This window comes from Nocardioides conyzicola (assembly GCF_039543825.1).
Classification (GTDB): Bacteria; Actinomycetota; Actinomycetes; order Propionibacteriales; family Nocardioidaceae; genus Nocardioides; species Nocardioides conyzicola.
On sequence record NZ_BAABKM010000003.1, the window covers coordinates 37528 to 64348 of the forward strand.

Genomic DNA, 26821 nt, shown 5'->3' on the forward strand with positions numbered 1-26821 from the left:
TCAGTGCCTCTCGGGGGTGAGGGTCAGGCGAACGTTGGCTTCCTCGCCGTCGCTCTGCCCATCGAGCACGGTGATGTCCGTGACCCGGGGGCGGAACGCATGGGCGATGGTGGTGATTCCGAGGTCGGCGACGGCGGAGCGGCCTGCCCCCAGGAGCATCGGCGCGACGTACACGACGATCTCGTCGACGAGCCCGGCCCGCAGGAAGGCGGCGGCGAGGGTGGGTCCGCCCTCGAGGAAGACGTGCTGGCGGTCGCGGGCGTAGAGCTCGGCGAGGGCGGCGTGCGGGTCGCGGGTGCGCAGGTGGACCGACTCGGCGTCGCCGTTGAAGATCCGGCGGCCGGGGTCGAGGTCGCGCTCCCCCATGACCGCACGCAGGGGCTGGTGGGCGAGCGGCTGGTCATGCGCGTCGCGGACGGTCAGCAGCGGGTCGTCGACCGCCACGGTGTTGGCGCCGACCAGCATCACGTCGCAGAGCGCGCGCAGCCGGTGGGTGTCGAGGCGGGACGCGCGGGAGCTGACCCAGCGGCTGGTGCCGTCGGCGGCCGCGCTGCGGCCGTCGAGGGTGGTGGCGAACTTCCAGGTGACGAACGGGCGACCGTGCTCGACGGCGAACGTCCAGACACGATTGAGCGCGCGCGCCTCGTCGACCAGCAGGCCGCCCTCGACCTCGACACCGGCGGCGCGCAGGGTGTCGCCGCCGCCGGCCGCCGCCGGGTTGGGGTCGGCCTGGGCGAACACCACCCGTCGTACGCCGGCGTCCACGAGAGCCTGGGCGCACGGGCCCGTGCGGCCGGTGTGGTTGCACGGCTCGAGGGTGACGACGGCGGTGGTCCCGACGGCCCGGCTCCCGGCCTGCGCCAGCGCGTCGGCCTCGGCATGGGGCGTGCCGGCGCCGCGGTGGTAACCCTCCGCGACGGTGGCGCCGTCGTCGTCGACCAGGACGCAGCCGACGCGAGGGTTGGGCCCGAGCGGGACGCCCGGGGTCGCCGCCAGCACGAGGGCGCGCCGCATGGCTGCCTGCTCGGCGGCGGTGCTGGTCATCACGGGCCCCTCGTGTCCGATCGCGGACTCCGGGGCAGACGGGTCGTCACGTACGACGTACGTGACGACACCTGCGTGCGCTTCCCATCCGGACTTTAACCGTCGGTCCAGGATTCTCACCTGGTCAACCGCTCACTGGCTGTGAGCGGGTCGCGGACTTCTGATCTCTCAGTCACCGCCGGCTCGGAATTACACCGACCCCAGAGCACGCGAGTTGAAAACTCGTCAAGAAGAGTCTGCCACAACGCCCCGAAACGGGCTCCGTGGGACGGATCACATCTGGGCACAGACCTGGGACGGCCACGTCAGCGTGTCCGCGACGGCTCGACGTACGACGAGATCCCGGTCCGCTGACTCCGAGGCGCGGATCGACGGGCTCGAGGGCGAACACAGCTGTGGTGGACTGGGGCCGGCTGGTCCACCGACGAGGAGGTCCCATGGAGCTCGCCAAGATCCGTGCCGTGGTGTTCGACGTGCTCGGGACCGTCGTCGACGAGGACGCGACGGTGGAACGCGCGGCCCGCGAGCTGTTCTCGGCCGCCGCCCTCCCCGCCGGGGAGCTCTCGTCGTTCCTCGAGGAGTGGGACCGCGAGATGCGCGCCCGCATGGACGCCGTCCGCTCCGAGGGCGCCGACTGGACCGACAGCGACACGATCCGGGGTGCCGCCCTCAGGGACCTGCTCCGGTCGCGAGGTTGGGACGTGCCGGAGTCCGCCGTCGAGGCCCTGGCCACCGTGGGGCACCGGCTCGACCCGTGGCCGGACTCGGTCGCCGCTCTCGCGAGGCTGGCGGAGCGCTACGCCGTCGTGGCCCTCACCAACGGCAGCGTCCCGCAGATGACGGACACCTTCGTGCACGCGGGGCTCCGCTGGACCCTCGTCCTGAGCGCGGACCTGGCGCGGACGTTCAAGCCCGCGGCCGCGATGTACCAGCTCCCGCCCACCCAGCTGCGGATCCCCACCGAGCAGATGCTCTTCGTCGCCGCCCACCCGTGGGACCTGGACGCGGCTGCGAGCCACGGCTACCGGACGGCGCTGATCCGACGACCGGGCACGAGCGCCGAGGACGACGACCGGTTCGATCTCAGCGTGGCGACCATCGGCGAGCTCGCGGAGCTGGTCGTCATCCCGTGACGCGGGCGCGCAGCTCGCCGATCATCCGGTCGGGGTCGTCGGCGGAGTAGACGGCCGACCCCGCGACGAAGACGTCGGCACCGGCCTCGGCGCAGCGCTCGATGGTCTCGAGCGAGACACCGCCGTCGACCTGGAGCCAGGTCTCGACGCCGTGCTTGTCCATCAGCTCGCGGGCGCGGCGGATCTTGGGCAGGCACAGGTCGAGGAACTTCTGGCCGCCGAAGCCGGGCTCGACCGTCATGATCAGCACCATGTCGAGCTCGGCGAGCAGGTCCTCGTAGGGGTCGATCGGCGTCGCGGGCTTGAGCGCCATGCTCGCCCGGGCGCCGTGGGCGCGGATCTCGCGGGCGAGCCGGACGGGCGCCTTGGTGGCCTCGACGTGGAAGGTGACCGAGCCGCACCCGGCGTCGACGTACGCCAGGGCGTTGTCGTCGGCGTCCTCGATCATGAGGTGGGCGTCGAGCGGGACGTCGGTGGACCGGGCCAGCGCCTCGACCATGGCAGGGCCGAAGGTCAGGTTGGGCACGAAGTGGTTGTCCATGACGTCGACATGGACCCAGTCGGCGCTGCCGATCCGCGCGACCTCCTCGCCCAGGCGGGCGAAGTCGGCGTTGAGGATGCTCGGCGTGATCTGGATGTGGCCCACGGGCGACGAGTCTAGTGAGCGGTCGCCGTGGGCGATGCCGAGCCCTGCTCGGGTGATCGCCAGGTGACCTGGTCGCTGAGGAACTCGTGGACGAAGCCGCACTCGAGGCAGACCGCGCCGACCGCGGTCTTGTTCAGCCAGTCGAGGCCCGCATAGGTCATCCCCGGGGTGTTGAGGAGCACCGGGCGGTAGGTGAACAAGCCTTCCCCGCAGACCAGGCACGCCAGGCGCCGCGTGCCGATCCAGACCTCGGGCCTGCTGCCGTTCGCGTCGCCCACCGGCTCCGCCGGCGTACCCAACCCGCTCATGCTTCCTCCTCGGTGTCGACCGGTGGCTCCGCGCCCTGGCTCTCGTCGCGCTCCGCCCACTCCAGCAGGGGCGTGATGTCGAAGGCGTGGTCGTCGATGTCGGCGTGCAGGTCACCGAGCTCGGCGAACCGGTCCGGCACCGTGAAGATCGTGAAGTCGTGCGGGTCGGCGTCGTCGACCTCGTCCCAGCGGATCGGCGTCGACACGCGGGCGTCGGGCAGGCCGCGGACCGAGTACGCCGCGGCGATGGTGTGGTCGCGCGCGTTCTGGTTGTAGTCGACGAAGAGGTGGTGCGGGTCGCGGTCCTTCTTCCACCACGTGGTCGTGACGTCGTCGGGGGCTCGGCGCTCGACCTCGCGGGCGAACGCGAGCGCGGCGCGGCGTACCTGCTTGAACCCGTGCTCGGGACGGATCCGCACGTAGACGTGCATGCCCTTGCTGCCGCTGGTCTTGGGGAAGCCGACGGCGCCGAGCTCGTCGAGGACCTCGTGGGCCACGTGCGCGACCCGGCGGACCTGGTCGTAGTCGCTGAGCGGCCCCGGGTCGAGGTCGATGCGCCATTCGTCCGGCACCTCGGTGTCCTCGCGGCGGCTGTTCCACGGGTGGAACTCGACGGTCGACATCTGCACGGCCCAGATCACCGCGGCGAGCTCGGTGACGCAGAGCTCGTCGGCGGTCCGGTTCCAGCGCGGGAAGTGCAGCTGCACGGTCTCGAGCCAGGGCGGGGCGCCCTGCGGCACCCGCTTCTGGTGCACCTTGTCGCCGGCCAGACCCTTCGGGAACCGGTGCAGCATGCACGGCCGCTCGAAGAGGGCGTTGACGATGCCGGGACCGACGGCCAAGTAGTACTCGACGAGGTCGAGCTTGGTCGCGCCGCTCTCCGGGAAGTAGACGCGGTCGGGATTGCTGATGCGCACCACCCGGTCGTCGACCTCGATCTCGACCGACGGCGACTTCGTGGGCATGCGCCCAATCTAGGGGGTGGCCCGTCGTACGGTTCGGACGTGGACTTCGACCAGCCGCCCGTCGTGCGCGTCGACGTCGATGCCGAACGACGGATGCCGCCGGGACAGTGGCCGATGACCGTCCCGGCCGTCGCGCAGCTCGCCGCAGCCGGCCTGGAGCTCTCGCCGTTCGTGACGTTCCTGGTCGGTGAGAACGGCTCGGGCAAGTCGACGATCGTCGAGGCCGTGGCCGAGGCCTTCGGTCTCGGCACCGAGGGCGGCTCCACCGGCAGCCAGCACGCGACCCGTCGTTCCGAGTCCCCGCTGGGCTCGACCCTCCGCCTGCAGCGCGGGCTCGCCGCCAGCCGGCGGGGCTTCTTCCTGCGCGCGGAGACCATGCACGGCTTCTACAGCTACCTCGAGGACAACCCGGCACCGCCGCGACCCGGGCCGCCGGAGCCGCTCTTCCACGAGATGAGCCACGGCGAGTCGTTCCTCGAGGTGCTCCGCACCCGTTTCGACTCCCCCGGCTTCTACTGCCTGGACGAGCCGGAGGCCGCGCTGTCCTTCTCGTCGACCCTCGCGCTGATCGGCGCGCTCGGCCGGCTCGTCGAGAGCGGGGGCCAGGTGCTGTGCGCCACCCACTCGCCGGTGCTGGCGGCGATGCCGGGCGCCACGATCCTCGAGGTCGGCGACTGGGGGCTACGCCGTACGACGTGGGAGGAGCTCGAGCTGGTCACGCACTGGAAGGCCTACCTGGAGGCGCCGGGCCGCTACCTGCGCCACGTGCTCGACTGATGCGGCCTGCGGTGTAACGCGGGACGGGTCTCGAGGAGTCTCATGGGTGTGACGAGGAACGACGCCGAGGAGTTCACCGAGTTCGTGCGGGCGACCGCGCCCCGGCTGCACCGCGCCGCGCTGCTGCTCACCGGCGACCACCACCTGACCGACGACCTGACCCAGGCGACGTACGCCCGGGTCTACGCCTCCTGGCGACGGGTCTCCCGAGCCGACGACCCGCTCGCCTATGCCCGGAGGACGCTGCTCAACACGTACTTCTCCCACCGGCGGCTCCGTCGCAACAGCGAGCTCCCGGCCGATCCCACCCTCGGACCGGAGCCCTCCGTCCCCGAGGACGACCCCACGACGCGGCTGGACCTCCTGGACGCGCTCGCCACCCTGCCGCCGGCCGACCGGGCGGTGCTGGTGCTGCGCTACTGGGAGGACCGCAGCGTCGCCGAGACGGCGCACGACCTCGGGATCAGCGAGGGCGCCGTACGCACCCGATCCCTGCGTGCGCTCCAGCGGCTGCGGCCCCTGCTCGGCGCCGACTTCATCGAGAGGACCCCTTCATGACCCACGACGACCTCACCACCGCGCTGCGAGACCGCGTCCGCGACGAGCACCCCGACGTCGACCACCTCATCCGCGTCTCCACGCGCACCGGCGCCCGCCTGCGGCGCCGCCGCACCGTCGCCGTCTCGCTCGCCGGTACGGCGGCCGCGGCCGTCGCGGTCGGGGTCGTCGCGGCCTCGCTCGGCGGCTCCGGGAGCACGGCCGGCACCGGACCGAGCGTCGCCACCCAGCCCACACCCTCCGCCTCGGCGACCACCCCGGCGGACGTCGTGCCCCCGACCCGGTCGCACGAGGACCAGCTGCGCGACCAGCGTCTCCCCGTTCACGTCGCGCCGACGCTGCGCGGATGGGGCATCGGCACGGCTGCCGACGACAAGTTCCCGGCGACCAAGGGCGGCTACGCGCTCAGTGTGAACGTCCGCCCCAAGGCCGAGCTGGACGCCTGGTCAGGCGGCGACCCGGACCGTCCCGCGAGCCAGGTCGTGCACGTCGGGGACAACTACTTCGTCACCGTGCAGGCCTCGCCTGGCACTCCGCAGGCGGTGATCGACGAGCTCGTCGACGCCCTGCGCTACCAGTCGCGGTGGCGGCAGTAGCTACTGCCGCCGCAGCAGCGCCAGGAACATCGCGTCGGTGCCGTGGCGGTGCGGCCACAGCTGCATCGTGCCGGGCAGCGGACCCGCGGCGTCAGGCACGTCGGGAAGCACCCGGCCGACGTCCTCGAGGACGACGTCGTCGCGGCCCTCCAGGACGGCGGTGACCACCCCGCTCGTCTCGCCCAGCACCGGCGAGCAGGTCGCGTAGAGCACGATCCCGCCGGGCCGGACGAGGTCCAGGGCGGCGTCGACCAGCTTGCGCTGCAGGGTGGTGAGCTCGACCAGGTCGGCGGGTCGCCGGCGCCAGCGCGCCTCGGGCCGTCGCCGCAGGGCGCCCAGGCCGGTGCAGGGCGCGTCGACGAGGACCCGGTCGAAGGTGCCGGGACGGTACGGCGGGGTCGTGCCGTCGGCGGTCACGATCCCGGTGACGCCGGCCGCCCGGCGCAGCGCCCGCTGCACGAGCAGCGCGCGGTGCTGCTGCCGCTCGGAGGCGACCAGCCCGGCACCGCGTTCGGCCGCCAGCGCGGCCAGCAGCGCGGCCTTGCCGCCCGGGCCGGCGCAGAGGTCGAGCCACCGCGCGTCGACGCCGTCGACCGGCGCCCCGGCAGCGGCGATCGCCACCAGCTGGGAGCCCTCGTCCTGCACGCCTGCCCGCCCCTGGACGACCGCCGGCAGCTGCCCGGGGTCGCCACCCGCCAGCACGACGCCGTACGGCGAGAAGGCGGTCGGCTCCCCCGGCAGCTCGTCGCGCGTCGAGCGCCCCGGCCGGGCCACGAGCGTGACCTTGGGCGGCTCGTTGTCCGCGGCCAGCAGGGCGTCGAGCTCGTCGTCGCGGCCGAGCGCCGCACGCAGCTCGTCGACGACCCACGCCGGGTGGCTGAAGGCGGTGGCCCGGTCGGTCCCGACCTGGGCGACCCACGCGGCCAGGTCCTGCGCCGAGACCTTGCGCAGCACGGCGTTGGCGAAGCCGGCGGCGCCCGAGCTGACCCGGAAGCGCACCAGGTCGACGGTCGTGCTGATCGCCGCGTGCGTCGGCACCCGCATCGCCAGCAGCTGGTGGGTGCCGAGCCGCAGGGCGTCGAGCACCTTGGACTCGACCTTCCGCAGCGGGCGGTCGATGCACGCGGCGAGGATCGCGTCGTACGTGCCCTGCCACCGGATCGTCCCGGACGCGAGCTCGGTCGCGAACGCGGCGTCCCGGCCGGACAGCCGGTGCTCGCGGAGCAGGGCCGGCAGCACGAGGTTGGTGTAGGCGTCGTCGACGCGAACCGCCTTGAGCACCTCGAAGGCGACCTTCCGGGCCGGGTCGACCGCGCCCCGCTGCTGGCTACGGGGCATCGAAGCCGGCGCCGCTCTCGATGCGCTGGCCGCGAGCCCAGTCGGCGGCGGGCATCTGCTTCTTGCCGAACGGCTTGACGTCACCCAGGCGTACGGCGTGGGTGCCGGTGCCGACGAGGACCTCGGACTTGCCGACCTCCAGCTGACCGACGGGCAGCGGCCGGTCGGTGATCGTGACCGGGCCGACCTTGACCCGCTCGCCGGCGTACGTCGTCCACGCGCCGGGCGCCGGGTCGCAGGCACGGACCTGGCAGTCGATCGCGATGGCGACCCGGGACCAGTCGATGCGGGCATCCTCGACCAGGACCTTCGGGGCGAAGGACACCCCGTCGTCCTGCTGGGGCCGCGCGACCAGCTCGCCGTCCTCGATGCCGTCGAGGGTGGCGACGAGCAGTCCGGACCCGCCCTCGGCGAGCCGCTCCAGGAGCGAGCCCGACGTGTCGTCGGGGCGGATCCGCTCGGTCATCACGCCGTACGTCGGGCCGGCGTCGAGCTCCTTGACGATCAGGAAGGTCGTCGCGCCGGTGACCTCGTCGTTGTTCCAGATGGCGTGCTGCACGGGTGCGGCACCACGCCAGTGCGGCAGCACCGAGAAGTGCAGGTTGACCCACCCGTGGGCCGGGATGTCGAGGGCCGACTGGGGCAGCAGGGCGCCGTACGCGACCACCGGGCAGCAGTCCGGCTCGAGGGCGCGCAGCGCGGCCTGGAAGTCCGGGTCGCGCGGGTGCTCGGGCTTGAGCACGGGGATGCCGAGCTCCTCGGCGCGCAGCGCGACCGGGCTGGGGGTCAGCTTGCGCCCGCGTCCCGACGGGGCGTCGGGCCGGGTGACGACGCCGACCAGCTCGTGGCGGGAGGCAGCCAGCGCGTCCAGGCTGGGGACGGCGACCTCGGGGGTGCCGGCGAAGACCAGGCGCATCAGAAACCGAAGCCGTTGGTGGCGTGCGGCGAGACCTTGACCTGGGGCCGGTCGAGGCCGAACCACTCGGCCTCGCGGATCGCCTTCATCGCAGCCTTGCGGCCGTCGGTGTCGAGCCGGTCGACGAAGAGGATGCCGTCGAGGTGGTCGGTCTCGTGCTGGATCGCGCGGGCGAGCAGCTCGGAGCCCTCGACCAGCAGCGGCTCGCCGTGCATGTCGAAGCCGTGGGCGACCACGGAGAGTGCACGGGTGCAGTCGAAGCTCAGGTCCGGGATGGACAGGCAGCCCTCGGGGCCGTGCTGGGTGTCCTCGGAGAGCACCAGCCGTGGGTTGACCAGGTGGCCGAGCTCGCCGTCGACGTTCCAGGTGAAGACGCGCAGGCCCACGCCGATCTGCGGGGCGGCCAGGCCGGCCCCGGGCGCCTCCAGCATGGTGTCGGTGAGGTCCTCGACGAGGCGGCGCAGCTCCTTGTCGAAGTCGACCACCTCGATCGCGGGCTTGCGGAGGACCGGGTCGCCGAAGAGGCGGATCGGTTGGATGGGCACGCACCGAGTCTAGTGAGCGGCCCTCGCCTACAACGTCGGCGGATCCACCTGGATGCGTACGGCGTCGAGCTTGCGCGCCGAGCGGAGCCGCTGGAGCTCGCCGAGCGCACGGGAGAGGTCGGCGCCCTCGGCCCGGGGCACCCGGACGACCACCCGGCTCTCCCCCTCCGGGAGGTCCACCGGCCCCAGGACCTCGGCGGAGGCCGGAGCGGCGAGCAGGGTGACCGCGTCGTCGACGGCACCGGGCTCGCCGGTGATGGTCGCGAGCCGACTCGCGGGCGGCAGGTGGGCGGCGAGCCGCTCGTCGGTCTCGCGCTCCGCATGGCCGGCGGGGTCCCAGCGCACCAGGGCCTGCAGCGCCGGGTGGGCGGGGTCGCCGACCGCGACGACCCGACCCCCGGGCCGGACGAGCGCGGCGGCGTCGGCCCATCGGCGCAAGGCCTCCTCCTCGGCCCGCAGGTCGATCCGGGAGAGCAGCAGCCAGGTGTCCAGCAGCACGACGGCGGCGTACCCGCCCTCGGCGACCGGCTCGGCGCCGGGCGTGGCGACGACGACCTGGTGGGCGCCGGACACCAGGGCGAGCACGGTGTCGCCGGAGCTGGTGCGGATCCGGACGTTGGGCAGCGCCCGGCCCAGCTCCTCGGCCGTCCGGGCGTCCCCGAGCACCGGCGCCCGCAGCCCGCGGTGACCGCACTCGCGGCACGCCCACGCCTCGTCGACGGTGCCGCACCACCGGCACGAGGGCGGGACCGCCGGGCCGCTCAGGGCCAGCGGCCCCTGGCACACCTCGCAGCGGGCGGGTGTGCGGCAGCGCTCGCAGGCGAGCACGTTGACGTAGCCGACCCGCGGGGTCTGGACGAGCACCGGACCCGACTCCAGGGCCTCGCGGACGGCCAGGTGGACCTCGCGGGGGATGCGCGCCCCGCCGCGCGTGCGGTCGCTCTCCTCGCCGGCGATCTGCACGGTCACGCGGCGGCGTACTTCTGCCCGGTCGGCGGCGATCTGGTTGGCCCAGCCGGTCCGGAGGAGGTACGCCGCCTCGACCGTCCGCACGAACCCACCGACCAGGGCGCCGGCGCCCTCCTGCTCCGCGCGCAGGAGGAGCGTCTCGCGCGTGTGCGGGTACGGCGCCCGCGGCTCGGCGTGCAGGTCGTCGCCGTCGTCCCAGATGACGACCAGCCCGAGGTCCCGGGCAGGCGCGAAGCTGGCGGCCCGCGTGCCGACGACGACCCGCCGGGCGCCCCGGCTGACGGCCAGGAAGTCGCGGTAGCGCCGGGCCGGGCCGGCGTCCGCGGTCAGCGTGACGTGCTGGCCCTCGCCCAGGACGGCGATCAGCGCCCGGTCGACCCGCGCCACGTCCTTGCCGTCGGGCACGCAGATCACCACCCCGCGGCCGGAGGCGTGGGTGGCGGCCGCCGCGTGCGCGACCAGGAGCGGCCAGTCCGTGGCGGGCGCGGCCGACCAGACGGCGCGCGGGCTCCCGCCGGTGGTGAGGTGGCGCAGGAACGCGGGCCCGGGCTGGTGGTCGACCCAGGCCGTCTCCCCCGCGGCGGGGTCGTGCTGCCACGGCCCGGCGGGCGGGGACGGCTCCTTCTCGGTGGTGGCGTGCCGCTGGGGTACGGCGAGCCGCAGCAGGTCGGAGCGGGTGCCGGCGTACCTCTCCGCGAGCTCGCCGGCCAGCGCGGCGATGGCCGGGTGCAGGACCGGCTCGGGGCTGACCACCCGGCGCAGCGGGGTGAGCCTGCCCGTGTGGTCGCTCTCGGCGCCGCGGGCCAGCACGTAGCCGTCGACGTCCTGGCCGGCGAACCGCACCTTGACCCGGGCGCCGGGCACCGCCGTGTCGGCCATCGCGACGGGGACCAGGTAGTCGAAGGTCCGGTCGAGGTGCGCCAGCGGCACGTCGACGAGCACCCGGGCGACCGGGTCGACCGCCGTCGGCTCCGCCTCCGCGGCCTTGCGCGCCCTCGTCGCCCGCGCCTTGGCCTGGGACGCCTTGACCGACGCCCGCGCCATGCCCGGCAGCAGCTCGGGGTCGTCGGCGGGGGTCATGGGCGCAGTTCTACCAGCGCCCGCGGACGGCCTCCGGGCTAGCGACGTTTCTGGGGCTTCGCCTTCACCTTCGCCGTGGCCTTCGAGGTCGCCGTCGCCGTCGTGTAGCCGGTCTTGCGGCCCGTGACCCGCACCGAGATCCGCTTGCCCTGGTCGGCCCTGACGAGGTGGTACGCGGCCCGCGTCGCCCGGGGCACCGGCGCTCCGTTGCGCAGCCAGCGGAACCGCAGGGTCACGCCGGCGGGACGCCACCTCCCCGCCGCTCTCAAGGTCGAGCCCACCCGCACCCTCCCCCTGATGGCAGGCGTGGGAGGCAGCAGATCGCCAGGAGCAACCAGCGCCGTTGCGGCGCTCGAGACCTCGGTCGTCTCGTAGCCGCGACTGGTCCCTGTCACTCGCACCCCGAGGTCGGCGCCCACGTCGGCAGGCGCCACGTGGTACGTCGGGGACGTCGCTGCGTCGATCGCGACCCCGTGGCGCATCCACTGGTAGGTCACGGCGGTGCCGGCCGGCTTCCAGGCGCCGACCGTGACCGTCAACGTCTGGCCGAGCGCGGCGGTTCCGGCGATCTCCGGCGTCGCTGGTGTCATCAGACCCGGCTGGACCGGCCCCACCGACGCGCCACCCATGCCCACCGGGGGGTCACTCGGTGTAGGGGTGATGATGACCGTGACCGAGATCTGGTGACCGAGGTCGTCGGGTGTGAGTCGGTAGCTCGAGCCTCCTCCCACGACGGGGCCGTCGCTCTGCCAGAAGGCTTCGAGGGCCCACGGCGAGTGCCCCTCCCCGAACGTGGTGACCAAGGTCAGCAGCTCCCCCACCCGGGGCGTTCCCTCGATGGTCACCGAGCTCGCGAGCGCGCGGTCGCCTCGATCGGCCGACGCCGCCGTCCCGCTCAGTGCGAGGAGTCCCGTGCTGACGAGCGCCGCAGCGGTCGCGGAGCGGCCGAGCAGTCGTGTCCGTGCCATCGGAGCCCCTGGGCGGTATGAGACAGGTCACCCGCAAGCACAGTAGCGCCACCACGACCAACGGACCTGCCCCGACCGGGGCAGGTCCGTTGGCCGGATGCGGTGACTCTCAGGCGCCGGCGGCGGCCTTCAGCGCGTCGGCGCGGTCGGTGCGCTCCCAGGTGAACTCGGGGAGCTCGCGGCCGAAGTGGCCGTACGCCGCGGTCTTCGCGTAGATCGGGCGCAGCAGGTCCAGGTCGCGGATGATCGCGGCCGGGCGCAGGTCGAAGACCTCCAGCACGGCCTCCTGGATCTTCTCGTCGGAGACGGTGCCGGTGCCGAACGTCTCGATGAAGACGCCGACGGGCTGCGCCTTGCCGATGGCGTAGGCGACCTGGGCCTCGCAGCGGCGGGCCAGGCCCGCGGCGACGACGTTCTTGGCGACCCAGCGCATGGCGTACGCGGCGGAGCGGTCGACCTTCGACGGGTCCTTGCCCGAGAACGCGCCACCGCCGTGACGGGCCATGCCGCCGTACGTGTCGACGATGATCTTGCGGCCGGTCAGGCCGGCGTCACCCATCGGGCCACCGACGACGAAGCGTCCGGTCGGGTTGACCAGCAGTCGGTAGCCGTCGGACGGGATCTTGAAGGTGTCGAGGACCGGGTCGATGACGTGCTTCTTGATGTCGGCCTCGAGGGCGTCGAGCTCGACGTCCTCGGCGTGCTGCGTCGAGAGGACGACCGTGTCGACGCGCACCGGACGGTTGTCGGCGTCGTACTCGATGGTGACCTGGGTCTTGCCGTCGGGGCGCAGGTAGGGCAGCGAGCCGTCCTTGCGGACGGCGCTCAGCTGCTCGGCGAGACGCTGCGCGATCACGATCGGCAGCGGCATCAGCACGTCGGTGTCGTCGCAGGCGTAGCCGAACATCAGGCCCTGGTCGCCCGCGCCCTGCTTGTCCATCGCGTCCACGGAGCCGGTGCGGCTCTCGTGCCCGGTGTCGACGCCCTGGGCGATGTCGCCGGACTGGCCGCCGATGGCGACCATGACGCCACAGGAGGCGCCGTCGAAGCCCTTCTCCGACGAGTCGTAGCCGATCTCGAGGATCCGGTCGCGGACCTTCTGCTTGATGTCGACGTAGCCGGTCGTGGTGACCTCGCCGGCGACGACCACGAGGCCCGTCGTCAGCAGCGTCTCGACAGCGACCCGGCTGTGCGGGTCCTGCTCGAGCAATGCGTCGAGGACGGAGTCGCTGATCTGGTCGGCGATCTTGTCCGGGTGGCCCTCGGTCACCGATTCCGACGTGAAAAGACGTCCGGTCACTACTGCTCCTTGATGCGTGATGGTGTTGCGGGACACCCTAACTGGCGTCCCGCAGGGCGGTACGGCGGTCTCAGGCTCAGCCGAGCCGGCCGAGGACCTCGTCCCAGATGACATGGGCGAGCGCGGCCTTGGAGCCCCGGGGGACGTCGACGACCGCGCCGTCGGCGGCCAGGATCACGGCCTCGTTGTCGGGGCTGCCGAAGACGGCTCCCCCGCTGACGTCGTTGACGACCAGCAGGTCGCAGCCCTTGCGGGCCAGCTTGGTGCGGGCGAGCTCGAGCACCGATCCGGTCGCGTCGCCGGTCTCGGCGGCGAACCCCACGATCACCTGCCCCGGGCGGACCCGGTCGGTGCCGATCTGGTGGAGGATGTCGGGGTTCTGGGTCAGCTCGATCGTCGGCGCGGAGCCGTCGGCGGCCTTCTTGATCTTCGCCTCGCTGACCCCGGTCGGGCGGAAGTCCGCGGGAGCGGCGGCCATCACGACGGCGTCGGCCGAGGCAGCCGCGGAGACGACCTCGTCCCGCAGCTGGGCGGTGGTCTCGACCCGCACGACCTTGACGCCCGCCGGGTCGGGCAGGGCCACGTTGGCAGCGACGAGCGTGACCTCAGCCCCCCGTGCCGCGGCGGCCCGGGCCAGGGCGTAGCCCTGGAGGCCCGAGGAGCGGTTGCCGAGGAACCGCACCGGGTCGAGGTACTCGCGGGTGCCGCCCGCCGAGACGACCACGTGGCGTCCGGCCAGGTCGGGGCTCGTCGTCCCTCGGGCCAGCACCTCGCGGCAGGTCTGGAAGATCTCGTCGGGCTCGGGCAGCCGCCCCTTGCCGGTGTCCTTGCCGGTCAGGCGGCCCTCGGCCGGCTCGATCACGAGCACCCCGCGCGAGCGCAGGGTCGCGACATTGGCGCGGGTCGCGGCGTGCTCCCACATCTCGGTGTGCATCGCCGGCGCGAACACCACCGGGCAGCGGGCCGTCAGCAACGTGCTGGTCAGCAGGTCGTCGGCCAGCCCGTGGGTCGCCTTGGCGAGCAGGTCGGCGGTCGCCGGCGCCACCACGACCAGGTCGGCCTGCTGGCCGATCCGCACGTGCGGCACCTCGTGCACTGACGACCACACGTCGGTGGCGACCGGCTTGCCGGACAGCGCCGCCCAGGTCGGGGCGCCGACGAACTCCAGGGCCGCGGCGGTGGGGACGACGGTGACGTCGTGGCCGGACTCGGTGAACCGGCGGAGCAGCTCACACGCCTTGTAGGCCGCGATGCCACCGGACACCCCGAGAACGACGCGAGGCCGCCTCCCGGAGGAAACGGCCACGTCGTCGATCTCGGTCATCGACCGGTCAGGTCACTTGCCCGCAGCGAACCCGGCTTCGGCGGCAGCCTGGGCGGCGGCCTCCTCGGCAGCGAGCTCGGCGGGGTCGATGTCCTCGCAGACCAGCAGGTCGTCGTTGATCTCGCGGAGCGCGATCGAGAGCGGCTTCTCCTGCACGTGGGTGTCCACGAGCGGGCCGACGTACTCGAGCAGGCCCTCACCGAGCTGCGAGTAGTAGGCGTTGATCTGCCGGGCGCGCTTGGCGCTGAAGAGGACGAGCTTGTACTTGCTGTCGGTCTTGGACAGCAGGTCGTCGATCGAGGGGTTCGTGACGCCCTCGGCGGCGATGTTCGGGGCAGACACTCGGTAGCCTCACAGATCTGTTGGGGATTGCAGCATGAAGGCTACCAACTCCTCGGCTGCAGCGTGAACTTCGTGGTTGACGATGCTCACGTCGAACTCTGCCTCGGCGGCCAGTTCCTCCCGCGCTGTGACCAGTCGGCGCTCCCGTTCCTCCTCGGTCTCGGTGCCTCGACCGACCAGTCGGCGGACCAGCTCGTCCCACGACGGCGGGCCCAGGAAGACGAACAGCGCGTCCGGCATCGTCTCGCGGACCTGGCGGGCGCCCTGCAGGTCGATCTCGAGCATCGCCGGGCGGCCCTCGGCGAGCACGGCCTCGACCGGCTGGCGCGGGGTGCCGTAGCGAGCGGCCTTGTGGACCACGGCCCACTCGAGCAGGTCGCCCCGCTCCACCATCGCGTCGAACTGCTCGTCGTCGACGAACCAGTAGTGGACACCGTCCTGCTCGCCCGGGCGGGGCGGGCGCGTGGTCGCGGAGACCGAGATCCAGACCTCGGGGTGGTGCCGGCGTACGTCGGCGGCCACGGTGCCCTTCCCGACGGCCGTCGGTCCCGCGAGAACGACGAGACGGGACCGGCGACGGGCGTCAGTCACGCGCCGCGAACTCCTTCTCGAGCGCGGCGACCTGCTTGGTGCCCAGGCCCCGGACCCGACGGCTCTCGGCGATCCCGAGGCGCTCCATCAGCTGGCGCGCCCGGACCTTGCCCAGGCCCGGCATCGCCTGCAGCAGGTCGACGACCCGCATCTTGCCGATCACCTCGTTGTGCTGGCCCTGCTGGAGGACGTCCGCGATCGAGGCACCGGAGTTCTTCAGTCGGTTCTTGACCTCGGCCCGCTCTCTCCGGGAGGCGGCGGCCTTGTCGAGGGCCGCCTGACGCTGTTCAGGGGTGAGCGGGGGCAGAGCCACGAGCACGGGTCCTTCGGGGTCGGAGACGAGGAGCGGAGACGCAGGTGGTCAATCTAGTCAGAACCGCGGAGGTGCAGCAATCGGCGTCCATGGGATCGCGGGTTTCACCGGGTGCCCGGTGAAACCCGCACGACACACCGAGGGAGACCGGCGTGTCGAGCGGGTTTCGGCGGGCAGGCAGGGCGGTCCGGCAACTGCGGCTACAGGGTCAGCGGGGTGTGACAGACGTCGCGTGCCTGCTGGTCGAGGTCCTTGAGCGCCTCGAGCGTCTCGGCTCCACCTAGCCGGGCCGCGGCGGCGTCGATCGCCTTCTTCTGGTCGGCGGTCAGGCCGGCCGGCGGCTTGTCGCGGTCGTACGTCGAGGGGTCGACCCCGGCGTCGTCCAGCGCCTGCTGCAGCTTCTCGATGCTGCTGTTGACCTGCTGCCACTCGTCGGTGATGTCGGACGGCGCCTGGTCCGCGAGGTCCTGGAAGGTGTCGAGCGCCTGGAGCATCGCGTCCGGCTTCCCGCTCCCCAGCACCTCGCTGAGGTGCTTCTGGTGCTCGGACACGGCGTCGCAGTAGTCGTCCTTGGAGTCGCCGCACGCGACCAGCAGGGGTACGACGAGGGCGAGCAGGACGACCCGCCTCACGAGCGCAGCTCGTCGTTGGTCCGGCGTACGGCGTCGCGCATCGCCTCGACGTCCGGGCCGAGCCGGAGCACCTCGCGCGACGAGCTGGCCAGCACCGCCGGGTTGCCGCCGAAGATCCGCCGGAGGTCGGCGGTCGTGCCGCCCTGGGCGCCGTACCCCGGCGCCAGCACCGGCCCGTTGAACGCGAGGTCCTCCTCGGTGGCGCCGATGGTCGCGCCGACGACGGCGCCGAACGAGCCGAGCGGCTCCGCGCCGGCGTTGAGGTGGCGCAGGTGGTCGAGCATCCGGCCCGCGACGGTGCCCTCGTCGACGCGGGCGTGCTGCACCTCCGGGCCCTCCTTGTTGGAGGTCAGCGCGAGCACGAAGACACCGGCGTCGTGGCGCCGGGCGGTGTCGATGATCGGGTCGAGGGAGCCGAAGCCGAGGAACGGGCTCACCGTGATCGCGTCGGAGGCCAGCGGCGAGGCGGGGTCGAGGTAGGCGTCGGCGTACGCCTGGCTCGTCGAGCCGATGTCGCCGCGCTTCACGTCGAGGAGCACCAGCGCGCCGGCGGCCCTCGACTCGGCGATGACCCGCTCGAGGACCGCGATCCCGCGGCTGCCGAAGCGCTCGTAGAACGCCGACTGCGGTTTGACGACCGAGACGTACGGCGCCACCGCCTCCACGACCGTCAGCGCGAACGTCTCGAGGCCGGCGACGTCGTCGGTCAGCCCCCAGTCGAGCAGCAGCGCCGAGTGCGGGTCGATGCCCACGCAGAACGAGCCGCGGTCGGCGATCGCCGCGTACAGGCGGGCTCCGAAGGTCATTGCTCACAGTTCCTTTCTTCGGCGCCGCGACGGACGCTGGTCAACCTACGATGCCGGGCGTGGAACCCACGTCCCTGCGAGCGCGCGTCGATGCGCGAATCGCCGCCGAGCTCGACCGCCGGCTCGTCGACCGGCTGGTCGCGGCGGGAGGACGGGCCCGACCGGCCGCCCGCGTCACGTCGATCATGATGGCGACACTCGTCTACCTGGTCGTGGCGGCCCTGGTCGCCGGCGGCGCCGTGCTGATCGTGCTGGGAGACAACTGGGTCCAGCGGGCGATCGGATTCATCCCGCTCGCCCCCGTCGTGCTCCTCGTACGCCGTCGCCCTCAGGACGACATCGAGCGCGTGGACCCTGCCGCTGCGCCAGAGTTCAGCGCGCTGGTCGACGAGGTCGCCGCCGTGCTCGGCACCCCAGCACCGACCTTCATCGGCATCAACCACGACAACAACGCGTACGCCGCACGCACCGGTGTGCGATCGCGGAGCCTCGTCATCGGCGCACCGATGTGGGCCGCGTACACACCGGCCGCCCGCATAGCCCTCCTCGGGCATGAGCTCGGACACTTCTCCCATCGCGACGTGGTCCACGGTCGCTACGTCGGCCACGCGGTCCAGGTGCTGTGGGCGTGGGTCTACTTCCTGACGCCTGACGGCCTGGTCAGCACCGAGGGCCGCAGTCCTGTGTTCGCCACCATCGTCACGGCGCCGTTCCGACTTCCGCTCCTCGGCTACCTCGCGCTCATGAGCAAGGTCAACGCCGCCGCGTCGCGTCACAGCGAGCTCCGCGCCGACATCGCGAGCGCTCAGGTCGCCGGGACTGCGGCGGCCGTGGAGTCGCTCGAGATCGACCTGCTCGGCGACCTCGTCGACGTGGCTGCCAACCGCGCCGCTGTCGACCCTGCCCGCCCGCACCTGGGCGTCGAGATCCGGAAGCGGATCGCGGCCTTGAGCTCGGACACCAGGCGTGCGGCCCGCGTCGACAAGGAGACCAGTCGCGTCGATCGGACGCACCCGCCGACAGTGGATCGGCTGCGGCTGGTGGAGAGCCTGCTGCCGGTGCAGCCTGCGATCGAGATGGACGACCGACGCATGGCGGCGATCGACGCAGAGCTGCAGCCCCTGCTCGACAGGGGCTTCAAGCGGATGGCCGACGGGTACCGATACGTCTGGTAGGCCGGCCGCCGCGCTCACCCAGCCACGCCCCGGACGATGCGACGCGGCCACAGCGGGCCCTCGTAGATGAAGGCCGTGTAGCCCTGCAGCAGGGTGGCGCCGGCATCGAGGCGGGCGCGGGCGTCCTCCCCGGTGGTGATGCCGCCGACGCCGACCAGGGCGAGGTCCGGGCCGACGCGCCCGCGCAGCAGCCTGAGGACGTCGAGCGAGCGGTCGGTGAGTGGGCGCCCGGACAGGCCGCCGGCGCCGATCTCCTCGACCTTCGCGTCGGGGGTGCGCAGGCCGGCGCGGGAGATGGTCGTGTTGGTGGCGATGATGCCGTCGAGGCCGATCGCCAGGGCCATTTCCGCGACGCCGAGGACGTCGTCGTCGGCCAGGTCGGGGGCGATCTTCACCAGCAGCGGCACCCGGCGGTCGGGCGACGCGGCGTCCGCGGTACGTCGTACGTGCTCGAGCAGCGGCTGGAGCTTCTCGACGGCCTGCAGGTTGCGCAGGCCGGGGGTGTTGGGCGAGCTCACGTTGACCACGAGGTAGTCGGCGTACGGCGTGAGCAGGCGGGCGCTCTTCTCGTAGTCCGCCTCGACCGCGGCCTGGTCGTCGTCGGGCACGACCTTGGTCTTGCCGATGTTGACGCCGAGCACGACACCGGGCCGGCGGCCACGGGCCCTGAGCCGCTCGGCCACGACCTCGGCCCCGTCGTTGTTGAAGCCCATCCGGTTGACGACGGCCCGGTCGTCGGGCAGCCGGAAGAGGCGCGGCGTGGGGTTGCCCGGCTGCCCCTCCCCCGTGACCGTGCCGATCTCGACGTGCCCGAAGCCGAGGGCCGCGAGCGCGTCGATGCCGACGGCGTTCTTGTCGAAGCCCGCGGCCAGGCCGAGCACGTTGGGGAAGGTCAGCCCCAGGGCCGACACGGGCGTGCCCGGCGTACGCCGGAGCCGGGTGACCGGTCGCCCCGCCCGGATCGCCCGGAAGGCCGTGTGGTGGGCCTTCTCCGGGTCGGAGCGGGCGAGGACGTGGTCGAAGAGCGCGCGGTACATCAACGGCGGGCCCAGTCCTGCAGCGAGCGCACGCCGATCTCGCCGCGCTCCAGCGCCTCGATGCCCTGCACCGCGGCGCCGAGCCCCTGCACCGTCGTGATGCACGGGATGTTGGCCATGATCGCCGCGGTCCGGATCTCGTAGCCGTCGAGGCGGGCGGAGGACCCGCTGGTGGACCCATTGGGCGTGTTGATCACCAGCTGGATGTCACCGTCGAGGATGAGCTGCACGGTGGTCTTCTCGCCGTTGGGCCCCTCGCCCTCGTAGTGCTTGCGCACCACGGTCGCGCGCACCCCGTTGCGGCGCAGCACCTCGGCGGTGCCCTGCGTCGCGAGGATCTCGAAGCCGTGGTCGGCGAGCACCTTGATCGGGAAGATCATGTGCCGCTTGTCGCGGTTGGCCATGCTGACGAACACCTTGCCGCCGGTCGGCAGCGGCCCGAACGCGCCGGCCTGGGCCTTGGCGAACGCCGTGCCGAAGTCGGCGTCGAGGCCCATCACCTCACCGGTCGACTTCATCTCCGGCCCGAGCACCGTGTCGACCTGCTTGCCGTCGGGGCTGCGGAACCGGTTGAACGGCATCACCGCCTCCTTGACCGCGATCGGCTGGTCGGCCGGCAGCGTGCCGCCGTCACCGGTGGCGGGCAGCACGCCGGCCTCCCGCAGCGCCGCGATCGACTCGCCGAGCATCACCCGGGCCGCGGCCTTGGCGAGCGGCGTCGCGGTCGCCTTCGACACGAACGGCACCGTCCGGCTGGCGCGCGGGTTGGCCTCGAGCACGTAGAGCACGTCGGAGCCGAGCGCGAACTGGATGTTGAGCAGCCCGAGCACCCCGACGCCGCGGGCGATCGCCTCGGTCGCCGTCCGGATCCGGTCGATCTCGGCCTTGCCGAGGGTGATCGGCGGCAGCGCGCAGGAGGAGTCGCCGGAGTGGATGCCGGCCTCCTCGATGTGCTCCATCACGCCGCCGAGGAAGAGCTCCTCGCCGTCGAAGAGCGCGTCCACGTCGATCTCGACCGCGTCGTCGATGAACCGGTCCACGAGCACCGGGTGCGCCGGGCCGATCTCGGTCGACCGCGCGATGTAGCTCTCGAGCCCGGCGTCGTCGTACACGATCTCCATGCCGCGGCCGCCGAGGACGTACGACGGCCGCACCATCACCGGGTAGCCGATCTCGGCCGCGATCCGGTGCGCGTCGGGGAAGCTGGTCGCCATGCCGTACTTCGGCGCCGGCAGCCCGGCGTCGGCGAGCACCCGCCCGAAGGCGCCGCGCTCCTCGGCCAGGTGGATCGCCTCGGGTGAGGTGCCGAGGATGGTCACACCGTTGTCCTTGAGGCCCTGCGCGAGCCCGAGCGGGGTCTGGCCGCCGAGCTGGCAGATCACGCCGGCGACCGGCCCGGCCTGCTCCTCCGCGTGCACGATCTCGAGGACGTCCTCGAGCGTGAGCGGCTCGAAGTAGAGCCGGTCGGACGTGTCGTAGTCGGTCGAGACGGTCTCCGGGTTGCAGTTGACCATGATCGTCTCGTAGCCGGCCTCGCTCAGGGTGAGCGCCGCGTGCACGCACGAGTAGTCGAACTCGATGCCCTGCCCGATGCGGTTGGGCCCGGAGCCGAGGATGATCACCGCCTGCTTCTCGCGCGGGGCGACCTCGGTCTCCTCGTCGTACGACGAGTAGTGGTACGGCGTGGCCGCGGCGAACTCGGCGGCGCAGGTGTCCACGGTCTTATAGACCGGGCGGATGCCAAGCGCGTGCCGGACGCCGCGGACGACGTCGGCGGTCATGCCGCGGATCTTGCCGATCTGCACGTCGGAGAAGCCGTGGCGCTTGGCCTTGCGCAGCAGCGCGGGGGTGAGCTCGGGAGCCGCCGTGACCTCCTCGGCGATCTCGTTGATCAGCAGGAGCTGGTCGACGAACCACGGGTCGATCTTGGTGTGGTCGAAGATCTCGTCGGCGGTGGCGCCCGCGCGCAGCGCGTCCATGACCTTCTTGAGGCGGCCGTCGTGCGGGACCTCGATCTCGGCGAGGAGGGCGTCCTTGTCGAGCTCGACCCACTCCTGGTGCCAGTCGAAGACGGCGTCCTTGGACTCCAGCGAGCGCAGCGCCTTCTGCAGGGCCTCGGTGAAGTTGCGGCCGATCGCCATCGCCTCGCCGACCGACTTCATGTGCGTGGTCAGCGTGGGGTCGGCGCCGGGGAACTTCTCGAACGCGAACCGGGGCACCTTCACCACGACGTAGTCGAGGGTCGGCTCGAAGGCGGCGGGCGTGCTGCTCCCGTCGGCGCGCATGGTGATGTCGTTGGGGATCTCGTCGAGCGTGTAGCCGATCGCGACCTTGGCCGCGATCTTGGCGATCGGGAAGCCGGTGGCCTTGGAGGCCAGCGCGCTGGACCGGGAGACCCGGGGGTTCATCTCGATCACGATGAGGCGGCCGTCGGCCGGGTTGACGGCGTACTGGATGTTGCAGCCGCCGGTGTCGACGCCGACCGAGCGGATGATGCCGATCGCGAGGTCGCGCATCGCCTGGTACTCGCGGTCGGTCAGGGTCAGCGCCGGGGCCACCGTGATCGAGTCGCCGGTGTGGACGCCCATCGGGTCGAGGTTCTCGATCGAGCAGATGATCACCACGTTGTCGGCCGTGTCGCGCATGACCTCGAGCTCGTACTCCTTCCAGCCGATGATCGACTCCTCGAGGAGCACCTCGGTGGTCGGGCTGGCGGCCAGGCCGGCGCCGGCGATGCGGCGCAGGTCGGCCTCGTCGTACGCCATCCCGGAGCCGGTGCCGCCCATGGTGAAGGACGGGCGCACCACCATCGGGTAGCCGAGCTCGTCGGCCGCGCCGAGGCAGTCCTCGATCGTGTGGCAGATGACCGACTTGGAGCACTCGCCGCCGAGGTCCTCGACGATCTTCTTGAAGATCTGCCGGTTCTCGCCGCGGTCGATCGCCTCGATCGAGGCGCCGATCAGCTCCACGCCGTACTTCTCCAGGACGCCGGCCTTGTCGAGCGCCATCGCCGTGTTGAGCGCGGTCTGACCGCCGAGGGTCGCGAGCAGGGCGTCGGGGCGCTCCTTGGCGATCACCTTCTCGACGAAGTCGGGCGTGATCGGCTCGACGTACGTCGCGTCCGCGAACTCCGGGTCGGTCATGATCGTGGCCGGGTTGGAGTTGACCAGGATCACCCGGATGCCCTCGTCCTTCAGGACGCGGCAGGCCTGGGTGCCGGAGTAGTCGAACTCGCAGGCCTGGCCGATGATGATCGGCCCTGAGCCGATCACCATGACCGACCTGATGTCCTCGCGCTTGGGCATCGTTCAGGCTTCCTTCGCCATCAGCTGGATGAACCGGTCGAAGAGGTACGCCGCGTCGTGCGGGCCGGCGGCCGCCTCGGGGTGGTACTGGACCGAGAAGCTCTTCAGGCTCCCCGCCTCGTCCCGCAGCTCGAGCCCCTCCACCACGTCGTCGTTGAGGCAGACGTGGCTGACCGTCGCGACGCCGTACGGCGTGGTGGTGGGTGCGTCGAGGGGCGCGTCGACGGCGAAGCCGTGGTTGTGCGCGGTGACCTCGACCTTGTTGGTGGTGCGGTCCAGGACCGGCTGGTTGATGCCGCGGTGGCCGTACTTCAGCTTGTAGGTGCCGAAGCCCAGCGCGCGGCCGAAGAGCTGGTTGCCGAAGCAGATCCCGAAGTAGGGCAGGTCCCGCTCCAGCGCGCCCTGCAGCAGCGCGATCTGGTCCGTCGTGGCCGCCGGGTCACCCGGGCCGTTGGAGAAGAACAGGCCGTCGGGCTCGATCGCGAGCACCTCGTCGAGGCTCGCGGTCGCCGGCACGACGTGCACCTCGATGCCGCGCTCGGCCATCCGGTGGGGCGTCATCGTCTTGATGCCGAGGTCGAGCGCGACCACGGTGAACCGCTTGTCGCCGTGCGCGGGGACGACGTACGTCTCCCCCGTCGACACCTCGCTCGAGAGCTCGGCACCGGCCATCTCCGACGACGCGCGCACCCGCTCGAGCAGGGCGGCGGGGTCGGTCTCGGTCGAGGAGATCCCGACCCGCATCGCGCCGCGCTCGCGCAGGTGCCGGGTCAGCGCGCGGGTGTCGATGCCGGAGATGCCGACGACGCCCTGCGCGCGCAGCTCGTCGTCGAGGCTGCGCTGCGAGCGCCAGTTGGAGGAGCGGCGGGCGGGGTCGCGCACGACGTACCCGGCCACCCAGATCCGCGACGACTCCGGGTCCTCGTCGTTGACCCCGGTGTTGCCGATGTGCGGGGCCGTCATCACGACGACCTGGCGGTGGTACGACGGGTCCGTGAGCGTCTCCTGGTAGCCGGTCATGCCGGTGTTGAAGACCGCCTCGCCGAAGGTCTCGCCCTCGGCGCCGTACGCGTCACCGGTGAAGGTGCGCCCGTCCTCGAGGACCAGGATCGCGCCGCTCATGCCAGCTTCCTCTCGGTGGTGTGGGTCGCCCCCGGCAGCGGTGAGTCAGCAACCATTTCTCGACGCCGTGCGCTCCAAACGGTTGCCTGCTCACCGCTCCCCGGCGCCGACCGCGAGCGGCGGTGAGTCAGCAACCCTTTGCTGGCGCCATGCGCTCCAAAAGGTTGCCTGCTCACCGCTCCCCGGCGCCCGCTCGTCCCCGCGCTCATGCCAGCTTCCCGTCCAGGACGGTGGCCTTGCCGCGCAGGAACGTCGCGACCACGCGGCCGGGCAGCTCCATCCCGCGGTAGGGCGTGTTGCGGCTCAGGCTGGCCGACTCCGACGGATCGATGGTGCGGGTGGCCGCCGGGTCGTAGAGCACGACGTTGGCGGGCTCCCCCACCTCGATCGGGCGACCGTGGTCGGTGACCCGGCCGATCCGGGCGGGGGCGTAGGACATCCGCTCGGCGACGCCGGCCCAGTCGAGCAGCCCGGCGTCGACCATCGTGTGCTGGACGATCGACAGCGCGGTCTCGAGACCGAGCATGCCGAAGGCGGCCGCCGACCACTCGCAGTCCTTGTCCTCGTGCGGGTGCGGGGCGTGGTCGGTGGCGACGATGTCGATGGTGCCGTCCGCGAGGCCCGCGCGCAGCGCCTCGACGTCGGTGGCCGAGCGCAGCGGCGGGTTGACCTTGTAGATCGGGTCGTACGTCGCCGCGAGCTCGTCGGTGAGCAGCAGGTGGTGCGGGCAGGCCTCGGCGGTGACGGCCCAGCCCTTGCGCTTCGCGTCCCGCACGATGTCGACCGAGCCGGCCGTCGACACGTGGCAGACGTGCAGGCGCGACCCGACGTGGGCGGCGAGCAGGCAGTCGCGGGCGATGATCGCCTCCTCGGCGACCGCCGGCCAGCCGGCCAGGCCGAGCCGGCCGGAGAGCTCGCCCTCGTTCATCTGGGCGCCCTCGGTGAGCCGCGGCTCCTGGGCGTGCTGGGCGATGACGCCGTCGAACGCCTTGACGTACTCCAGCGCCCGGCGCATCAGCACCGCGTCGCTCACGCACCTGCCGTCGTCGGAGAAGACCCGGACCCGCGCCGCCGAGTCGGCCATCGCGCCGAGCTCGGCGAGGCGCTCGCCGCCCAGCCCCACCGTCACGGCGCCGACCGGGTAGACGTCGCAGTGGCCGGCCTCGCGGCCGAGGCGCCAGACCTGCTCGACGACGCCTGCGGTGTCGGCGACCGGCTCGGTGTTGGCCATCGCGAAGACGGCGGTGAAGCCGCCCAGCGCGGCCGCCTGGGTCCCGGTCTCGACCGTCTCGGCGTCCTCGCGGCCCGGCTCGCGCAGGTGGGTGTGCAGGTCGACCAGGCCCGGCAGCGCGACCAGCCCGGTCGCGTCGATCACCTCGGCGTCGGCCGGCGCGTCGGCCGCGTCGCGGACCACGCCGTCCTGCAGCAGCAGGTCGCTCGGCGTACCGCCCAGGACCGCGACGTTCTTGATCAGGTAGCTCGTGCTCACTCTTCTCCTCCGACGGCGGGCTCGCTGCCGCCCAGCAGCAGGTACAGGACGGCCATCCGGACGGCGACGCCGTTGGTGACCTGCTCGACGATCACCGAGCGGTCGGAGTCGGCCACGTCGGCCGTGATCTCCATGCCGCGGACCATCGGGCCGGGGTGCATCACGATCGTGTGGTCCTGGAGCATCGCCATCCGCTTGCCGTCGAGGCCGTAGCGGCGCGAGTACTCCCGCGCGGTCGGGAAGAACCCGCCGTGCATCCGCTCGCGCTGGACCCGCAGCATCATCACGGCGTCCGCCTTGGGCAGCACCGAGTCCAGGTCGTACGACGTCTCGACCGGCCAGCCCTCGATGCCGACCGGCAGCAGGGTCGGCGGCGCGACCAGCGTGACCTCGGCGCCGAGGGTGCGCAGCAGCAGCGCGTTGGAGCGCGCCACCCGGCTGTGCAGGACGTCGCCGACGATCGCGATCTTGCGGCCCTCCAGCCCACCGGGCCTGGACTCGCCGAGGTGCTTCCACATCGTGAAGGCGTCGAGCAGCGCCTGGGTGGGGTGCTCGTGGGTGCCGTCGCCGGCGTTGACGACGCTGGACCGCACCCAGCCCGAGTGCGCGAGCAGGTGCGGCGCGCCGCTCGACCCGTGGCGCACGACGACCGCGTCGGCGCCCATCGCCTCCAGGGTCAGCGCGGTGTCCTTGAGGCTCTCGCCCTTGGACAGGCTCGAGCCCTTGGCCGAGAAGTTGATGACGTCCGCGCTCAGCCGCTTGGCGGCGGCCTCGAACGAGATCCTCGTGCGGGTCGAGTCCTCGAAGAAGAGGTTGACCACGGTGCGGCCGCGCAGCGCGGGCAGCTTCTTGATCGGGCGATCCGCCAGCGAGCGCATCTCGTCGGCGGTCGTGAGGACCAGCTCGGCGTCGTCGCGGCTCAGGTCGGCCGCGCTCAGCAGGTGCCGCTTCATGACTCCCCCACCACCCCTTGGATCGTCACGGCGTCGACGTCGTCGATGCCGGCGAGCGTGACCCGGACCCGCTCGACCAGCGAGGTCGGGAGGTTCTTGCCGACGAAGTCGGCACGGATCGGCAGCTCGCGGTGGCCGCGGTCGACCAGCACCGCGAGGCGCACCGCCTTCGGGCGCCCGATGTCGTTGAGGGCGTCGAGCGCGGCCCGGATGGTGCGGCCGGAGAAGAGCACGTCGTCGACCAGCACCACCACCTTGCCGTCGATGCCGCCGGGCGGGATCTCGGTCGGGAGCAGTGCCCGGGCCGGCTTCATCCGCAGGTCGTCGCGGTACATCGTCACGTCGAGCGAGCCGACGGGGACGTCGTACCCCTCGACGGCGGCCATCCGCTCGGCGATGCGACGGGCGAGCGGTACGCCGCGGCTGGGGATGCCCAGCAGGACGAGGCCGCCCGCTCCGCGGTTGCGCTCGAGGATCTCGTGGGAGATCCGAGTCAGGGCCCGGGTGATGTCACGGGCATCGAGAACCACACGGCCATCGGATGGTTCGGGGGTGGCAGGCTGAGCACACACCAGTGCTGAGACCTCCT

General features: G+C 72.4%; 27 protein-coding genes and 1 riboswitch. Of the genes, 5 read left to right on the plus strand and 22 right to left on the minus strand.

Translation table 11 applies throughout. From position 1 onward, the window contains the following. Entirely contained in the window at positions 1-1044 is a 1044-nt protein-coding gene (gene ribD / locus ABEA34_RS18015; protein WP_345522864.1) for a bifunctional diaminohydroxyphosphoribosylaminopyrimidine deaminase/5-amino-6-(5-phosphoribosylamino)uracil reductase RibD, read from the minus strand. A 71-nt stretch (positions 1045-1115) separates the two neighbouring features. Beyond that, positions 1116-1257: riboswitch (FMN riboswitch) on the minus strand. 224 nt (positions 1258-1481) lie between these two features. Here ribD and ABEA34_RS18020 point away from each other — a divergent pair. After that, on the plus strand, positions 1482-2177 hold the full coding sequence (locus ABEA34_RS18020; RefSeq protein WP_345522865.1) for a haloacid dehalogenase type II: 696 nt from the start codon (positions 1482-1484) through the stop codon (positions 2175-2177). Here ABEA34_RS18020 and rpe read toward each other — a convergent pair. From rpe to ligD, 3 genes are read right to left on the minus strand one after another with little or no spacing between them, the layout of a single operon-like run. Further along, positions 2167-2823: a ribulose-phosphate 3-epimerase gene (gene rpe / locus ABEA34_RS18025; protein ID WP_345522866.1), complete on the minus strand. Its 657-nt coding sequence runs from the start codon at positions 2821-2823 to the stop codon at positions 2167-2169. The two genes, ABEA34_RS18020 and rpe, sit on opposite strands and share 11 nt — an antisense overlap. 11 nt (positions 2824-2834) lie before the next feature. Beyond that, positions 2835-3131, minus strand: a complete 297-nt coding sequence (locus ABEA34_RS18030; RefSeq protein ID WP_345522867.1) for a hypothetical protein — start codon at positions 3129-3131, stop codon at positions 2835-2837. Further along, entirely contained in the window at positions 3128-4096 is a 969-nt protein-coding gene (gene ligD, locus ABEA34_RS18035; RefSeq protein WP_345522868.1) for a non-homologous end-joining DNA ligase, read from the minus strand. Before ligD ends, ABEA34_RS18030 begins: the two co-directional genes overlap by 4 nt. A gap of 39 nt (positions 4097-4135) precedes the next feature. Between ligD and ABEA34_RS18040 the strand changes: the two genes are divergently transcribed. Genes ABEA34_RS18040 through ABEA34_RS18050 form a run of 3 tightly spaced genes read left to right on the plus strand, consistent with a single transcriptional unit; the run spans position 4136 to position 6027 of the window. Continuing rightward, entirely contained in the window at positions 4136-4873 is a 738-nt protein-coding gene (locus ABEA34_RS18040) for an AAA family ATPase (protein ID WP_345522869.1), read from the plus strand. Between the two features lie 48 nt (positions 4874-4921). Then, entirely contained in the window at positions 4922-5431 is a 510-nt protein-coding gene (locus ABEA34_RS18045; RefSeq protein WP_345522870.1) for a SigE family RNA polymerase sigma factor, read from the plus strand. After that, on the plus strand, positions 5428-6027 hold the full coding sequence (locus ABEA34_RS18050; RefSeq protein WP_345522872.1) for a hypothetical protein: 600 nt from the start codon (positions 5428-5430) through the stop codon (positions 6025-6027). Before ABEA34_RS18045 ends, ABEA34_RS18050 begins: the two co-directional genes overlap by 4 nt. On the opposite strand, the gene ABEA34_RS18055 is transcribed toward ABEA34_RS18050, so the two are convergent. The 12 genes from ABEA34_RS18055 to pyrF all read right to left on the minus strand — a co-directional run bounded on the left by ABEA34_RS18055 (position 6028) and on the right by pyrF (position 17151). Then, on the minus strand, positions 6028-7365 hold the full coding sequence (locus ABEA34_RS18055; RefSeq protein ID WP_345522873.1) for an RsmB/NOP family class I SAM-dependent RNA methyltransferase: 1338 nt from the start codon (positions 7363-7365) through the stop codon (positions 6028-6030). Further along, entirely contained in the window at positions 7355-8281 is a 927-nt protein-coding gene (gene fmt, locus ABEA34_RS18060) for a methionyl-tRNA formyltransferase (protein WP_345522874.1), read from the minus strand. The genes ABEA34_RS18055 and fmt overlap by 11 nt, the downstream gene beginning before the upstream one ends. Continuing rightward, the gene (gene def, locus ABEA34_RS18065) at positions 8281-8826 is read right to left on the minus strand and encodes a peptide deformylase (protein ID WP_345522875.1); all 546 of its coding nucleotides are present in this window, start codon (positions 8824-8826) and stop codon (positions 8281-8283) included. The genes fmt and def overlap by 1 nt, the downstream gene beginning before the upstream one ends. Positions 8827-8853: 27 nt before the next feature. Continuing rightward, the gene (locus ABEA34_RS18070; RefSeq protein ID WP_345522876.1) at positions 8854-10875 is read right to left on the minus strand and encodes a primosomal protein N'; all 2022 of its coding nucleotides are present in this window, start codon (positions 10873-10875) and stop codon (positions 8854-8856) included. A gap of 38 nt (positions 10876-10913) precedes the next feature. Then, positions 10914-11843, minus strand: a complete 930-nt coding sequence (locus tag ABEA34_RS18075) for a hypothetical protein (protein WP_345522877.1) — start codon at positions 11841-11843, stop codon at positions 10914-10916. Between the two features lie 109 nt (positions 11844-11952). After that, complete coding sequence (gene metK, locus ABEA34_RS18080) at positions 11953-13143, minus strand: methionine adenosyltransferase (protein WP_345522878.1); 1191 nt, start codon at positions 13141-13143, stop codon at positions 11953-11955. A 76-nt stretch (positions 13144-13219) separates the two neighbouring features. Further along, positions 13220-14467, minus strand: coding sequence for a bifunctional phosphopantothenoylcysteine decarboxylase/phosphopantothenate--cysteine ligase CoaBC (coaBC, locus tag ABEA34_RS18085; RefSeq protein WP_345522880.1), 1248 nt, complete (start codon positions 14465-14467; stop codon positions 13220-13222). A 12-nt stretch (positions 14468-14479) separates the two neighbouring features. Continuing rightward, a complete protein-coding gene (gene rpoZ, locus ABEA34_RS18090; protein WP_345522881.1) occupies positions 14480-14809 on the minus strand; it encodes a DNA-directed RNA polymerase subunit omega in 330 nt (109 codons plus the stop codon). Between the two features lie 9 nt (positions 14810-14818). Continuing rightward, positions 14819-15400 (minus strand): guanylate kinase, encoded by a 582-nt coding sequence (gene gmk / locus ABEA34_RS18095; protein ID WP_345522882.1) that lies wholly within the window; start codon positions 15398-15400, stop codon positions 14819-14821. Beyond that, on the minus strand, positions 15393-15713 hold the full coding sequence (gene mihF / locus ABEA34_RS18100) for an integration host factor, actinobacterial type (protein WP_345522883.1): 321 nt from the start codon (positions 15711-15713) through the stop codon (positions 15393-15395). The genes gmk and mihF overlap by 8 nt, the downstream gene beginning before the upstream one ends. Positions 15714-15913: 200 nt before the next feature. After that, entirely contained in the window at positions 15914-16345 is a 432-nt protein-coding gene (locus ABEA34_RS18105; protein WP_345522884.1) for a hypothetical protein, read from the minus strand. Beyond that, on the minus strand, positions 16342-17151 hold the full coding sequence (pyrF, locus tag ABEA34_RS18110) for an orotidine-5'-phosphate decarboxylase (RefSeq protein ID WP_345522885.1): 810 nt from the start codon (positions 17149-17151) through the stop codon (positions 16342-16344). Before pyrF ends, ABEA34_RS18105 begins: the two co-directional genes overlap by 4 nt. A 59-nt stretch (positions 17152-17210) precedes the next feature. Here pyrF and ABEA34_RS18115 point away from each other — a divergent pair, with 59 nt between their 5' ends. Then, on the plus strand, positions 17211-18326 hold the full coding sequence (locus tag ABEA34_RS18115; RefSeq protein ID WP_345522886.1) for a M48 family metallopeptidase: 1116 nt from the start codon (positions 17211-17213) through the stop codon (positions 18324-18326). Between the two features lie 14 nt (positions 18327-18340). On the opposite strand, the gene ABEA34_RS18120 is transcribed toward ABEA34_RS18115, so the two are convergent. The 6 genes from ABEA34_RS18120 to pyrR all read right to left on the minus strand — a co-directional run bounded on the left by ABEA34_RS18120 (position 18341) and on the right by pyrR (position 26804). Then, entirely contained in the window at positions 18341-19363 is a 1023-nt protein-coding gene (locus tag ABEA34_RS18120) for a quinone-dependent dihydroorotate dehydrogenase (RefSeq protein WP_345522887.1), read from the minus strand. Then, entirely contained in the window at positions 19363-22668 is a 3306-nt protein-coding gene (gene carB, locus ABEA34_RS18125) for a carbamoyl-phosphate synthase large subunit (RefSeq protein WP_345522888.1), read from the minus strand. The genes ABEA34_RS18120 and carB overlap by 1 nt, the downstream gene beginning before the upstream one ends. Positions 22669-22671: 3 nt before the next feature. After that, positions 22672-23790 carry a glutamine-hydrolyzing carbamoyl-phosphate synthase small subunit gene (gene carA, locus ABEA34_RS18130; protein ID WP_345522889.1) on the minus strand — a complete coding sequence of 373 codons (1119 nt, stop codon included), beginning with the start codon at positions 23788-23790 and terminating at the stop codon, positions 22672-22674. Between the two features lie 205 nt (positions 23791-23995). Next, positions 23996-25279 carry a dihydroorotase gene (locus tag ABEA34_RS18135; RefSeq protein ID WP_345522890.1) on the minus strand — a complete coding sequence of 428 codons (1284 nt, stop codon included), beginning with the start codon at positions 25277-25279 and terminating at the stop codon, positions 23996-23998. Then, positions 25276-26232 (minus strand): aspartate carbamoyltransferase catalytic subunit, encoded by a 957-nt coding sequence (locus ABEA34_RS18140; RefSeq protein ID WP_345522891.1) that lies wholly within the window; start codon positions 26230-26232, stop codon positions 25276-25278. Before ABEA34_RS18140 ends, ABEA34_RS18135 begins: the two co-directional genes overlap by 4 nt. Then, positions 26229-26804 carry a bifunctional pyr operon transcriptional regulator/uracil phosphoribosyltransferase PyrR gene (gene pyrR, locus ABEA34_RS18145; RefSeq protein WP_425576890.1) on the minus strand — a complete coding sequence of 192 codons (576 nt, stop codon included), beginning with the start codon at positions 26802-26804 and terminating at the stop codon, positions 26229-26231. Before pyrR ends, ABEA34_RS18140 begins: the two co-directional genes overlap by 4 nt. Between the last annotated feature and the right edge of the window lie 17 nt (positions 26805-26821).

Coding starts and splice junctions, on each gene's coding strand:
- ribD (WP_345522864.1), bottom strand. CDS start 1,044: ATGACCAGCACCGCCGCCGAGCAGGCAGCCATGCGGCGCGCCCTCGTG.
- ABEA34_RS18020 (WP_345522865.1), top strand. CDS start 1,482: ATGGAGCTCGCCAAGATCCGTGCCGTGGTGTTCGACGTGCTCGGGACC.
- ABEA34_RS18030 (WP_345522867.1), bottom strand. CDS start 3,131: ATGAGCGGGTTGGGTACGCCGGCGGAGCCGGTGGGCGACGCGAACGGC.
- ligD (WP_345522868.1), bottom strand. CDS start 4,096: ATGCCCACGAAGTCGCCGTCGGTCGAGATCGAGGTCGACGACCGGGTG.
- ABEA34_RS18050 (WP_345522872.1), top strand. CDS start 5,428: ATGACCCACGACGACCTCACCACCGCGCTGCGAGACCGCGTCCGCGAC.
- ABEA34_RS18055 (WP_345522873.1), bottom strand. CDS start 7,365: ATGCCCCGTAGCCAGCAGCGGGGCGCGGTCGACCCGGCCCGGAAGGTC.
- fmt (WP_345522874.1), bottom strand. CDS start 8,281: ATGCGCCTGGTCTTCGCCGGCACCCCCGAGGTCGCCGTCCCCAGCCTG.
- ABEA34_RS18070 (WP_345522876.1), bottom strand. CDS start 10,875: ATGACCCCCGCCGACGACCCCGAGCTGCTGCCGGGCATGGCGCGGGCG.
- ABEA34_RS18075 (WP_345522877.1), bottom strand. CDS start 11,843: ATGGCACGGACACGACTGCTCGGCCGCTCCGCGACCGCTGCGGCGCTC.
- coaBC (WP_345522880.1), bottom strand. CDS start 14,467: ATGACCGAGATCGACGACGTGGCCGTTTCCTCCGGGAGGCGGCCTCGC.
- pyrF (WP_345522885.1), bottom strand. CDS start 17,151: ATGACCTTCGGAGCCCGCCTGTACGCGGCGATCGCCGACCGCGGCTCG.
- ABEA34_RS18120 (WP_345522887.1), bottom strand. CDS start 19,363: ATGTACCGCGCGCTCTTCGACCACGTCCTCGCCCGCTCCGACCCGGAG.
- carB (WP_345522888.1), bottom strand. CDS start 22,668: ATGCCCAAGCGCGAGGACATCAGGTCGGTCATGGTGATCGGCTCAGGG.
- carA (WP_345522889.1), bottom strand. CDS start 23,790: ATGAGCGGCGCGATCCTGGTCCTCGAGGACGGGCGCACCTTCACCGGT.
- ABEA34_RS18140 (WP_345522891.1), bottom strand. CDS start 26,232: ATGAAGCGGCACCTGCTGAGCGCGGCCGACCTGAGCCGCGACGACGCC.